Origin of the sequence: Bacteroides sp. 90-K9/2, assembly GCF_047310725.1 — a bacterium.
GTDB lineage: Bacteria > Bacteroidota > Bacteroidia > Bacteroidales > Bacteroidaceae > Bacteroides > Bacteroides vicugnae.
In genome coordinates, this window is sequence record NZ_JBCGVL010000001.1 from 1,879,041 (window position 1) to 1,893,125 (window position 14,085).

At 42.9% G+C, this 14,085-nt stretch carries 6 protein-coding genes; all 6 read right to left on the bottom strand.

Annotated features, from left to right (window positions below; genetic code table 11):
* Positions 1 to 4 precede the first annotated feature (4 nt).
* Positions 5 to 1,369, bottom strand: a complete 1,365-nt coding sequence (locus AAHJ11_RS07015) for a hypothetical protein (RefSeq protein WP_258979468.1) — start codon at positions 1,367 to 1,369, stop codon at positions 5 to 7.
* 31 nt (positions 1,370 to 1,400) lie between these two features.
* Positions 1,401 to 3,344: a RagB/SusD family nutrient uptake outer membrane protein gene (locus AAHJ11_RS07020; protein WP_320975274.1), complete on the bottom strand. Its 1,944-nt coding sequence runs from the start codon at positions 3,342 to 3,344 to the stop codon at positions 1,401 to 1,403.
* Positions 3,345 to 3,364: 20 nt separating this feature from the next.
* Positions 3,365 to 6,514 (bottom strand): SusC/RagA family TonB-linked outer membrane protein, encoded by a 3,150-nt coding sequence (locus tag AAHJ11_RS07025; RefSeq protein WP_148366495.1) that lies wholly within the window; start codon positions 6,512 to 6,514, stop codon positions 3,365 to 3,367.
* A 309-nt stretch (positions 6,515 to 6,823) separates the two neighbouring features.
* Positions 6,824 to 10,795 carry a two-component regulator propeller domain-containing protein gene (locus AAHJ11_RS07030; RefSeq protein ID WP_195648598.1) on the bottom strand — a complete coding sequence of 1,324 codons (3,972 nt, stop codon included), beginning with the start codon at positions 10,793 to 10,795 and terminating at the stop codon, positions 6,824 to 6,826.
* Between the two features lie 1,157 nt (positions 10,796 to 11,952).
* Positions 11,953 to 13,344 (bottom strand): phosphoglucosamine mutase, encoded by a 1,392-nt coding sequence (gene glmM, locus AAHJ11_RS07035; RefSeq protein ID WP_148366497.1) that lies wholly within the window; start codon positions 13,342 to 13,344, stop codon positions 11,953 to 11,955.
* A 43-nt stretch (positions 13,345 to 13,387) separates the two neighbouring features.
* Positions 13,388 to 14,080, bottom strand: coding sequence for a DUF4827 domain-containing protein (locus tag AAHJ11_RS07040; protein ID WP_320978563.1), 693 nt, complete (start codon positions 14,078 to 14,080; stop codon positions 13,388 to 13,390).
* Positions 14,081 to 14,085: the final 5 nt, after the last annotated feature.

The window sequence follows — 14,085 nt, forward strand, 5'->3', positions numbered from 1 at the left end:
ATGTTTATTGATGATTGTTCAAGAATTTCTTTACTTCAGCTACATATTCATTCCATAAGTCTTCCATAGACATGTCAGGATAGCTTTCTTTCAGGATATATTTCACTGCATACTCCAAACTCCAGTCGTTAGTCAGTGCATCCATTTTTACAGTCCACGGCAACATGCGCACAAAGTCACCGTTATAAATTCGCAACCAGCTCATGAAAGCACCAGAGGTGTTATAATCAATCTGCCAAACATAAACCTTGTTATCCTGTGGATCTTTATACGGTTTTTCAATCGCAGCTTTATATTCATTAATCTGACCTTCCGTGGCAAGTCCGAAGAATCCGCCGTTGGAGATTTTCACTGCATCCGGCCATCCTTCCTGATATCCCTGTTTGTCGCAGTCTTCCCCCTTCTTCTCATAATGTCCTTTGTGGGGCATCCATTCTACGCAATGACCCATTTCGTGCATCACTACTGCCTGCATATCGGGCAATAACCACCAAGCATCACTTCCCATATTGCTTTCTGATGCCGGGTAAACAATACCACGTCCTTCGTTGTGGTTCGGATAATCGAAGGCATAAGCACCTCCAGTCTGTTCTTTCTTAATCATGAAAGTCAAATTTTCGTAAGGGTCACAAGCAATGTTGTGAGGCTCGAACGACATGGTAGCACAGTCCATATAATACCATTTACGGAACTCTTCCTGCGTTGCGTCTGCGCCACTATATCTGTTGTACAGCCATTCTACTGTACGTAAATCCGAGTTACTTTCAAAATGTATTTTCAGCGGATTGCTCTGACGCTCTCGAAACTCTTTCCAAGCCATATAGTCCATGTTCAGCGTCATCTCTGCATTGGCAAGGTGTTCACTCAAGCTTGTCCAGTCGCTGTATTGTTTGTTTCCTGCTTCGTCTACGTAAATAGAGCGGAAACGGCAATCACGTGCACCATGTTTGGTAGTAACCACTACTGTACGGAAACGACTCAAGTTCAGCGTAGCATTCGGCAGTCCGTTGTCTCTCTTCACGGTCAGGTTACCGAAATCGCCTATGTTGGAAATCATCACGCGTTTCACTTTCGTTTCAGTGAGCAAGGAAGCAAACTCTACTTCGGCTCCCACATACTCGTTTTTCTTCTCCCACGCATCGTTGCCACCGTCCCAAGTGATGTAAAGTTCGTTCAGATAAGCATCATACTTTGCCTCGGAAATCGGAGCAGGTGCATAACCTACTACCGTAGCTCCATTTTTCGGGCTTTCCCAGCTTCCTTTATAAATGTCGGGAATCTGATATCCGTCTTCCTCGCCATAGCAGCCGCTCACGACCAACGACACCAAAAGACCCAATGCCATATTTTTCCAATATTTTGTATTCATTACTTCTTAAAAATGTGTTTAACAATAAAATTTACCAACCTAAGTTCTGTACCAATTCGGGAATACGACGGATGTCATCATAAGGAATCGGCATGAAGTATTGTTTCTTTGAGAAGTTAGCACGGTTTTCGAGCAAGGTACGTGCAAAGAAGTCTGGATAATCCTTATCCATATTCATACCGTACACATTGCCACCCTCGCCACCTTTGTGATATTCGGGGTAAATCCAGTGATCGGGATCATTGTTGCCTTCGGCCACTTTCCAACGGCGAACGTCGAAAAAGCGGTTCCACTCGAACACCAATTCCACAATACGTTCGCGACGGATACGATTGAGCAAGTCATTCTTTGTCTTCGGACAAAACACTTTTCCGCCCTCATTAGTGAATGAGTATTCGGGGATACCGGCACGCTCACGAATCTGGTTCAGTTGCAATAGTGCGCCTTCCAAGTCGTCACACATACAGAGTGTTTCAGCATATCCTAAAATCATATCAGCCACACGAAGCGTGGGAGAGAACATTTTAGAACCGTCATCTTCCGTAGCTTTTGCTCCTTTACGGATTAGATAGCCAGAGTCAGGACAGTCACCGGAAGCTTTCGATTTACCGCAGGTTCCGCGTGCACCATTTGTAAAGTCGGTACGATGTTCTTCGTTTTGACTACCATGATTCAGCCAAATAGAACCGTTGTAAGTGACATTTACATAGAAACGTGCCTCACGGTCTTTCCACTGTTTCAATACATAAGAATTGTCTGCATCGAAATATTTCAATTCAGTATCATTCTCGTCATAATACTGTCCGGAAGTAAAGTTACCAGCAGAAGGTACTCCTTCGAACTTGTTATAAGAGGGATCACGGTCTATTGTCAGTCCATTCTTCGTAAAGAACATATCCACTGTTTCTTGTGTAGTATAATAGCCTCCACCACCGCTCACACTAGTGTCTTCGAAACCGGAGAACTTAGGACAGGTCCAATAAGTGTAGTCCCATTGGTCGCGTAATTTGACCATAATCAGTTCGTTGAAGATGACATCATAGTTCTTCGTGTAGAAAGCAGCAATAGCACGACAGGACTTGTAGGGGTCGAGCTTACCATCCGTATATACTTTTGTCAGCCCATAATTCTGCGAAGTAGCAAAGCTAAAGAACTCTTTATAAGCTTCGTTGGCTTTATTCCACTTAGTGAGGTCTTCCGTCTGTGGGAAAAGCTGTTTGCCATCTAAGTTTTTGACAGATGCCATATCTGTGTTTCCATTAAACAGCGGGCTTGCCCAATAGAGATATAACTTAGCTTTCAAAGCCTTGCAGATCCCTACGTCCATACGTCCCAAATTGTTCTTGGAAACTCTGTTCGGCAAGTCGCCTGAATCAATAGCCTTTTGCAATTCGTTAGCGATAAACTCTACACATTCGTCTACCGAGTTGCGCACCTTAATCAGTTCTTCCTTTGAAGCATCCAAAGGTATCGGATCTTCGCCAATCAAAGGTATGGGACCGTAAATGCGAAACAACTCGAAGTAATAGTAAGCACGTAGCACACGCGCCTCTTCTTTCCAACGTCCACGTACGGAAGCACCTACTTCCTGGCATTTGTCTACGTTCTGAATGAAGGTACTTGCTTTGGCTATAGCTTGATAGTAGTCTGTGAAGTAGCGGTTAGCCTGGCTATACGAAGCAGTTGCCCCCCCCGTTGTCCATTCCGCATACGTCTTGTTCCAACGGTTGGCTCCTTCCAATGATGCTTCGGTGAAGATAGTTCCGTTCATGTTTGCGTCCACATGGAGCACATCACCCACCTCACGGATATAGCTGTATACATTATTCAGATATTGCTCTGTGCGTTGTTTCGAAGCAAACGTCTCTTCCAATCCAAACTGCTTGCCCGGAATAGACTCAAAGAAATCGCTGCATGACGACATCCCCAAGCAAATCAAAGCTGCTGCAACATATTTTCTTATTTCTGTTTTCATACTTTTCTTTTTAGACTTGGTTAAAAATTAAACTTAAGACCTATTGAATAGCTCGATACGTTAGGATAAGCCGTACCGTTAGATGTATTCAATTCCGGATCCCACAATTTGAACTTAGAGAACGTGAGCAGATTGGTTCCCATCAGATAGATCTGTGCGTTCTTAATCAGTAGCGGATCTGTCCACTTCTTAGGCAATGTATATGAAATGTTTACTTGTTTCAAACGCAAGAAACTGACATCTTTCACCCACCATGAACTTGGCTTCACGTTATTGTTGTTGCCGTCGCTACCGACTGACAAACGAGGATAGAACACGTCTTGATTGGTAGGATTGTCTGCTCTCCAACGATCGGTGATGTTAGCAAATACGTTGTCGCGTCCTTCATCGTCCCAGAACGGTTTTATAGAAATGCCGTCCAAATAGCGGTCAGCTTGTGCATTTCCCTGGAACAAAGCGCTGATAGAGAAGTTTCCAACTTGCAGATCTGCTCCGAATCCATAATAAATTCTCGGTACATCTCCACGACCAATTACCGTTTTATCGTAATCGTCAATCACACCATCGTCATTCAAGTCACGATATTTAACATCACCCACGTGAAGCGTACCGAACTGGGTAGCGTGGTCATCAATCTCATCCTGGCTAGTAAACAGTCCGTCAGCAATGTATCCCCAAATAGCGTTCACGTTTGTCCCACGGGTTTCCATCCATGGATAGTCTACAGGCGGCTGATCGTTTTCTATAATTTTATCTTTGTTGAAAGTCATATTACCACGCACGGTAAGGAAGGTGTTTTTACCAATCTTCTGCGTATAGTCCATCGCAATTTCAACACCCTTATTCTCTACAACACCCAAGTTGGCGTAAGGATTCTCAATCCATCCGGCATAGCTTGGCACAGTACTTCTCTGTAAGAATATATTATCTCTACGTTCTTTAAAGAAGTCAATTACAAATGAAAGGTTGTCGTTTAGTAATTTCAGATCGATACCCAAATCCTGCTTACATGATTTAGACCAAGTGACATTCACACCATACTTTTCTTCGCCATAACCGCTAGCACCATTATGCGAAGTACCAAACCAAGTGCCACGTAAACCTCCAAATACACCTTGATACATAAAACGACGTCCTGTAGCTGTATCACTACCTACCCAACCATGTGTATAACGGAATTTCAAGAATGATATATATTTGCGTAACGATTCCCAAAATGGCTCATTAGAAACTGCCCACCCCAAACCGAATGCGGGAAAAGTACCGTAGCGATTACCAGGAGTGAAGTTTTCCGAACCATTAATACCTAAATTGAATTCTGCAAAGTAACGGTCATTCCAAGAATAAGTAGCACGTCCGGCAAAACCACGCTGCTTGTAAGCCATACCGCCAATGACATCGGAAGCATTTAAATCCCAGTATATTTTCTGGTTGTAAAGCAACAAAGCACTTACACGATGTGCACCGAAATCGCGTTCATAGTTTAAAGAAGCCTCCGTATAAACGGTGCGGTTGCTCGAATGAGTAGGAGTGTCAAGCGTCAAGATTCCGTCTGCTTCACCCAATACATCGTACAAATATTCCCCTGTTTCTTCATCAAATAAGGTATCTTCAATCCAAAGCCCATTTTCGTCTGTAGCTCCTTTAAACTTATACATTGGTTCGCTACGGTTGTAGTTTCTGCGGCGGGAATTATAGGTATCGAATGCTATCATTGCAGAAGCAGAAAGTCCTTTGCTCCATTTCCAGAAGTCCAAATCCTGTTTTACACGTACATTTGAGTTCAACTGAGTGCTGAATTCATCATAATAACCTCCACGAGCCAACTTACCATAAGGATTGAATTTCTGTTGCGTATTGATGCCCGGAATCATTCCATTGGGCAATACCATCGGATAAATAACCGGATTGACATCCATACAAGAGGCATATAAGGATGCAGCGCTGCTTTGTGGATAGTGTCCTTGTCCCAAATAGCCGAAAAATCCTAAGTCAATAGCCGTCTTTGTTGTAGGCTTCAAATTTAAGTTTGAAGTAAAGTTGTATCGTTCATACTTCATTGACGTATTATAATTCTCCAGCTTGAAGTTACGTGTCATACCGTTTTCGCCATAATAGCTCAATGAAGCATAATAGCTTGCCTTCGGTGCACCACCACGAATATTAATGTTGGCACGGCGATTGTGGCCCCAATCGTTAAACAATTCGTTTGCCCAATCTACGGCCGGATACAGATACGGATTATACAAACGAGGATTATCATTCGGTAGCAAGCCGTTCGATTTTTTCGTAGCATCGATATACGCTTGAGAATAAGCAATGGTATTATTCTTATTCATTTGCGCTTCGTTGCGTGCTTCCATGTAAGTATAAGCATCGGCCATATCCACCTTTTTAGTCATGCGGGTGAGGCTTTCATAATAATCCACGCTAAATGTCGGTTTACTGATGCGTCCGGGTTTTGTCTTTACAATTACCACACCATTAGCACCACGCACACCATACACGGCAGTAGCAGAAGCATCTTTCAACACAGTAAATGATTCAATATCTTCCGGATCAATATTATTGAAGCTACGCTCCACACCGTCCACAAGTACCAACGGACTAGAACTTTGCCCATTTTTAACCAATGTAGAAATACCACGAATCCAGATATCCGACTCGTCATGTCCCGGTTCACCACTACGTTGCACAGCAACTACACCGGCAATACGTCCGGAAATAGCTGAAGATAATTTGGCAGCAGGCATTTTGATAGCTGAAGCGTCTAATGAAGACTGTGCGCCAACAACAGATACCTTACGCTGATTACCGTAACCTACCACTACCACCTCATCCAGCGACGATACATCTTCTACCAAAACAATATCCACCACTTTCTGTTTGCCAACTTTAACCTCCTGTGGTTTATATCCTATATAAGAGATAACCAAAATAGGATTTCCTGTTGACAATTTTAAAGTGTACTGACCATTCGTGTCGGTAATGGTACCGTTCGTCGTCCCTTTTTCCTGTACACTAACTCCAATGAGCATTTCTCCTTTTTCATCCGAAATACGTCCTGTGACCGAACTGCCCTGCGCCTGCATTGTTACACTATACGTGAACAACAATAGCAGCAACCACAAAGACCTGATGCGATGTTTTTTCATTTCAAACAAATTCATACTACTTGTTTTAAATTAATAATAAGGTTATCAAATGCAATAATTGCATGGCGGCAAAATAACAGGATTTAAAAAGAAATGAAATACTCCTGCACGCCAAATACTAAAGAAAGGAAAAAATGTCCGTTTGAAGTACATTATGTCATTCAGAGTACTAAACAAAACACTAATAATCAACGAAGTGCACAATTAATTCAGAAAAAGAGAGTACAGCCCCTAGTATCAAAAAAAACAGCATAGTTCAGCACAGGATATGCTATTACACACACCAATATGTTCAATTGCAGATATTAGTATGTTTAAACAATGTCAAATTTGTTCCTCTTTATTCAGATAAGTCTCCCTGTAAACCTTCGGAGTCACACCAAACTTACGCGTAAACTCTTTATAGAAATAAGCGCGGCTGGAAATACCGACATCAGAAATAACATCCTGTATAGACAAATCTCTATTCTGCAATAAACGGGCAGCTTTTTCCATCCGGTAATCTTTAATCAAATCACTTGGAGTCATTCCGGATATTTCCTTTAATTTCCGGCAGAACTGACGGGAACTCATCAACATCTGTTCCGCGATAAAGGTAGAACCCAAATCCTCCCGATCCAAATTCCGCTCAACCACCTGCAAAAACTTCCGGACGAAATCCGCCTGCTCGGTAGTAGTGCATACAATGGAGTTCGTCCAGCCTTCCAACTCTTCCAGATACACTTGTTTAGCTTCCCGCTTACCGTAGATCACCTTCTGAATAGTCTCTTTTAAGAACGGTATGTCATAAGGAAGAACCAGATAAGAGTCTGCCCACTGGATCAACTCCCGCTGCATTGCCGTACTAACCTTCCAAGTCAACATTGGAATAAAGGCAGTCTTTGAAAGCAGCGAACGATTCTTGGCTACGTATTTCATAAACGTGCTTTCAGCATCCGTATACATCTGCATATCTACCAAAAATAAAGCAGGAGCCGAAGTATGCATCTCATCAAACGCCAGCTGTACGCTTCGCACCGGACGAACGTCATATTCATCAGAGAGCAGGGCACTGATAAGCCATACAATCTCTTCACGGTCTTCCAGCAACAAAACAGTTTTCTTCGTCTCATCCTGCGGGGCGATAGTAACCGGTTCGAAAGTGATTGCCAGCCGGCGCCCACCCGATATTTCCTCCGTCACACAACAAAGTGTACAGTTCTGCTGTCTCAACGCTGAAAACACAAAACGTTGCATCGTCCGGATGCGGAACCGGTCGTCCGAATCTTTCCCTTTCACCGGCAATGATTCCTGCTCGGTCAATATCTTATGCAGTCCCTCCACCGTATCATCCGAAGAAAAGAAAGTCAGCGTCATCCTGTTTTCTTCCTCTTTCATACTAACCGACACTTCACAGGTGTTCCTGTCCAATAGGTAGAGACCGCTGAAATAAAGGATGCAGCGCAACGCATTCTTATAAACAGGGAAAGTGAAATCCGCCGGAATATCCAAATGGATAGAGGAAATATCACGACCTTCCTTTTCAAGTACCCGGAGCACTTCTTCCGCCAACTGTGAAAGAGGCGGTCGCCCCGTAACAAAGAATTGCAGGGACGACAACAACCGGAAACACTCGTCGCCAATGCCGCACCCGAAGAGCAAAGCCATGACGGCCTCACGGATCTGCCCGACTTTATCAGCATACTGATCCAACGAAAGCGTCTTGTCATTCAGTTGGTCGCAGGCTTGGTAAATGAGCGTACAGTTATCAAGTACCTCGCGTTCTTTGTAACCGTCTACCACCAGTGAAGCGTTACGGCGTTCGGTTTCCAGCAGTTCCTGCATCATACGTTCATGACGGAAATATTTGTGGAATAAATGAATGACATATACCGCCAGCATAAGTCCGATCAACAGATAGATGATATACGCATAAACCGTCCGATACCAGGGAGGAAGAATATATACAGGAATAGTGAACGTCTTGTATTCCGTAGCAAATACATCTTTCTTATAACGGACTTTAAAAAGATAATTGCCCGAAGGCACACTAAAATAAGAGGCCTCGTTGACACTACTGAATGCCCCCCAATCCTGATCATACCCTTCGAGCATATAAGAGTATTCCACATCTCCGTCACTTGTATAATCCGGCACAACAAAAGAAAGAGAAAAAGACACCTTCGCCCCTTTCATCTGCAACCCTTTCCTGTCCGGCAAATAGTGGTCCTGTAAGTTAACGAATGTTTTCTCAATCACCAACTTACGCAATAAAACCTCCGGGTAATATTCTGGAGCGGAAGGTACATTCTTGTTCATATAGAGCAGCCCGTCGATTCCTCCGAAAAAAAGATTTCCAGTGTAAGGACAGCGATAATAGGCATCGTCGCTAAATTCTCCGATTTGTATGCCGCCACTATAATAATAAGCGTGCGAAAAGAAATTGTCCGGATTGAATTTGATAAGACCGCGGTTCGTCCCCAGCCAGAGAAGTCCGTTGGCATCTTCCAAAATACTGTGTATCATATCGTTGAGCAATCCTTGCTTACGCCCGATATGGACGGTTTCCAACCTGTTCTCCTTGAAAGTGACACGCACCAAACCGGCAGTAGTGCCTACCCACAACTCTCCACGACGCCAATGCAAACACAGTACATCATCCACGGATTTGTGCAACATCTCGCTCAAAGAGAAGACCTGATATTCTTCCGTCTTCCGGTTGAAACGCACCAATCCCCTCTGCTGACTGCCCAGCCACAACAAGGAATCTCCTTGGGGCACCATACTATAATAGAGATTAAGCTCCTGTTGCTCATAGTAGAATTTATAATGTTTCAATGACTTTATCCGGAGCGGTCCATGCCCGCTGTCGAGCACCACCTTACAAAGCCCTTCACCCGAAGTGGCAAGATAGAGTACACTGTCATTCTCTTCGACGATGGAATGTACTTCATTACCGCCCTCTACCGGAACTCCGGAATCAGTTCCCACCAAAGGATGAAGTTGTCCGTTATCGAATGAATAATAGCACAAGCCCGGAGAAGCGGCTCCCACCCAGAATCCGTTTCTATAACTGCTCTCCCGCATAGCATAGATTCGCAACTCCCGTTCCGGCCTCACGTAAGATACCGCAGGCTGTTTCCCATTCAGCGAATAGACCTCCACATCGGATGCCCGCACTCCGTCACGATAATTTTTCACATGAAGCAGGCCGTTTCCCTTGGTTCCTACCCAAAGGCCACCCTGTTTATCCGTCATGATTGCCCTTACCTGCCGAGTCAAATTGGGAGAGAAGCTGCTCAACATCAGATTGGTAGCAATAGCGTATTTCCGCGAATACATCACCGCTCCCTGCCCGTCGGTTCCCACCCACAAAACTCCTTGCCGGGGATCATTATAGATGCCGAAAATCCGCATATTCCGGTCAATCACTTCTTCCGCATATCGCTGGGAAAGACGCAAACGCATCAGTCCATTGGTATGAAAAGCTAAAATGATGTCTTCATAGAAAGGCACAATGCCGGTGATAAGCCCATACTTCCGAACCAACTCACCAATATTCCGGATATAAATCTTAGACTTTCTTGAAATATCGTACACGAAAAGATCGTAGTCGGAGTCATAAAAGCAAAATACGCCATTCTGGTAGCATACATATTCTATCCGCTTCTGATGAAAATGGGAAGGAATGGTGGTGAGCCGGGTGGACAGAGTATCCTGATCAAAAGCATTCAACGAAAAGCGATACAGGTCACCGCTTTCATAGGGGAAAAGATACAAATCGCCTTCATCAGTGACAAACGCCCTGACATCGACTTTCAGCATATGGATGTCCGGCATCGGAATGTTAACAAAACGATGGTGAAACGTATTATAATAAGAAATCCATCCGTAGCCCAACACCCAGGTATTCCCTTTCTGATTGGAATGAATGACAAAGTCTCCTCCGAAATCGTAATTGCTAATAATCTGTCGGGAGTCTTTTGAAAAACGGTTGGCTCCCGAATGCGTGGTCATCCACAGGCAACTGCTATCCGCCTGTTGAATAGAGTGCACAATATTGTTGTTCAATGTTTTCTGCTCGGAAAAGTCGGAGCGGAATACTTCCATATTTTCTCCGTCATAACAATTCGCACCGTCATACGTTCCAAACCACATCAATCCTTCGTTATCTTGGAAAATACTTAATACGGCACTATTGGAGAGTCCTTGCTGATAATTCACGGTCCGGAAAAAATAGGTTTCATTCCCTTTATCAGCACGGACAGTCAATGAAGCAGCCAGTGTTATAAGAAATAAAATCAGGTGTGTTTTCATCGTACTTTCTTTATATTACAGATCGTTTTCCCCCTCCTTCCGGAGTAGTAATTCGATCTTATATTCCAACCGTCCGATACGACGGTCCAATTCCATAATCTTCTCATCTTTACGTTCGAACAGTTCAAGTAACTACTTGTTAAATATGCTCACTATCCATTGGCAAACTGCCTCCAAAAACATAATCTTTTGTATTTCAATATAATCTCTAATTATACCACCGAAATAAAGGAAGCAAGCTTTCATTTATCAAATAATTCAGAGCAAATATAGTGAATTAATATAAATAATACCAAAATGAAGCAGAAAAGTAATCTACAACAGCATACTCCTTTCATTCCGCCCAAAAGGTTGGAAGCAAAAAAGTGGTAAAACAAAAAAAACGGTGTCAGACCAGAAGCACTGTGTAGTGGTTCATTGACGGAGCGGCAAAAGTCTTCTTGCTTTACAAACACGGCTACCGGAAACGAGAAAGCAATTGGGAGAGCAATTTGAAAACTTGGGGGGATTTGATTCAGGACAATCACATTCTTAAAATAGATTCATTCCGGTACGAAACCAAATCAAACCGTAACCGTAAATGGAGTATATGGTTTAATACTACATAATGTCGGCTCTATATGACAATTTTGATATTTTATTAATAGACAACTGTAGTCGGCTACTTAGTCAAATACAGTTGGCTACTTAGACGACTACAGTTGACTATCTAGTCAACTATAGTCGGCCAATATCTATGTTGACTATTTCAATCCATTATTCAAGCATATTGGTCTTCTTATGTCCTTCCATATGAAGGAAACACCTAAGCTTTTGTTTTAACTAAGGCTTCTTTCCCAAGAGGTAGGGAACGCAGTGTGAAGGATGTGAAGAATTAAAAAGAGAACCTTAAATCACAGCAAACATCTGTCACACTACAACTTACGAGTCTGTGATACTTGTGAAGGTCAAAAGCGTTTTTTTAAAAGGATCAAACTACCGCAATTTTGATTCATAACCAAAACGAACCGTTTTGAGGATAGTTGTTCTGAAACATATCCCCTCAAAATTAAACAGAGCCAGCAATTGCCTGTCAAATAGATAAACAGAATAAACAAAGGGAGAGCTTGATAGTGAAGCTCTCCCTTTATTATTTTTCCGATGATGTTAATGAATCGTTATTTCTTGGCTAATTCATTAATCACATCCATTATCTTCTGACCGATTTCTTCAGCTGCCTCCATTGTAGAAGCCTCGCTATATACGCGAATGATCGGTTCTGTATTACTCTTACGCAAATGTACCCATTTGTCGGCAAAGTCAATCTTCACACCGTCGATATCGTTGATTTCTTCGTTCTTATAGATTTCCTTTACTTTTGCAAGGATAGCATCTACATCGATTTCCGGAGTCAGATCGACACGGTTCTTAGCTATGAAGTAAGGAGGATAAGTGGCACGAAGCTCGCTAACTTTCTTTCCTTCATGAGCCAGATGGCTAAGGAATAAAGCAATACCTACCAATGCATCACGGCCATAATGGCTGGCAGGATAGATTACTCCACCATTTCCTTCACCACCGATAACGGCATTGGTTGCTTTCATCTTCGTTACAACGTTTACTTCGCCTACAGCAGAAGCACTGTATTCCATACCATATTTACGGGTTACATCACGCAGGGCACGGGTAGAACTCAAATTAGAAACTGTATTCCCCGGAGTATGTTTCAGTACATAATCAGCCACAGTAACCAGTGTATATTCCTCACCGTACATTACACCATTTTCGCAGATCATTGCCAAACGGTCAACGTCTGGGTCTACAACGAATGCTACATCTGCTTTGCCCCCTTTCATCAGGTTCATGATGTCGCCGAGGTTCTTTTCAAGCGGTTCTGGGTTGTGTTGGAAGTTTCCGGTAGGTTCACAGTAGAGTTTTTCTACATGTTTCACCCCCAAACGTTCAAGAAGTTCAGGGAGAATGATACCGCCTACAGAGTTCACACAGTCAATCGCTACCCGGAAGTTGGCTTTCTTGATAGCTTCTACATCTACCAGGTCGAGAGCCAATACACTGTCGATATGTTTCTGATTATAAGTCAGGTCTTTGCGGTAAGATCCCAGATGGTCAACATCGGCATAGTCAAATTCTTCAGCTTCAGCAATACGAAGTACTTCGTTGCCTTCGGCTGCATTCAGAAATTCACCATGTTCATTCAGCAATTTCAGTGCGTTCCACTGTTTCGGGTTATGAGAAGCTGTCAGGATAATACCACCACAAGCGCCTTCCATTGTTACAGCAAGTTCTGTGGTCGGGGTAGAAGCAAGATCAATGTCTACTACATCCCAGCCCATTCCCATCAATGTGCCGACTACTACGTTTTTTACCATCTCACCCGAAATGCGGGCATCGCGTCCAACAACAATCTTGTTGCTCTTCGCTTTGCAGGTCTTACGAATCAAAGTAGCATAAGCCGAGGTGAATTTTACAATGTCAAGCGGGTTCAGTCCTTCCCCCGCTCCTCCGCCGATAGTTCCGCGGATTCCAGAGATAGATTTGATTAGAGTCATAAGTTCTCTACTTAAAGATTTGATTTATCTAAATGTTAGTGCTTTAGCTTTTTGCTTTCTCAAACTTCCAAATATCATAAAAATATGGATTGACATATTGCTGTGCAAGTGTATGTCCCATCTTAGAAGGTACAATCAGGCGTACATGTGCATTATTACGCAAATAAGGTAAGGCAATCAACCATCCGGATGGAATCGCAGTTCCATAACCTTGATTAACCCATAATAAATCGTAGTCCAAACCACCAGATAAAACGATTCCATAAACAGTAGATGCGTTTTGTACATAACGGAATGTTAATGGAAACTTATAATAATCAGGAACATCCATCCATTCTTCTAAAGGTACATTGAAACAAGTAACTTCTCCTGTCATCATATCCTTTTCCACATAACGAGCACAAATGATGTTATTGTTAGCAAAAGTATCTACCTCATTAATAACTTCAACTCCATCCTTATCCTCTTTTCCTCCACGATCTACGATCTGCATATATACGCCATTGGAGAAAGCAACATATTCGTCATATCCATTCCCTGCTTCTTTAGAAGCTGTAATAGTATCCCGTTCAAACTCTTCCAATGAAATGACACGGATATCATTATCTTTGATGAACTTATTCACCGCATTTTTCTCGTCTTCCAGCATTTCTGCATAAGTCTTCGAATTGTCGCATGCCTGAAACAGACTTCCGGCGGTTAACAAAGAGAGAAATAAAAATACAAGTTTCTTCATTATCT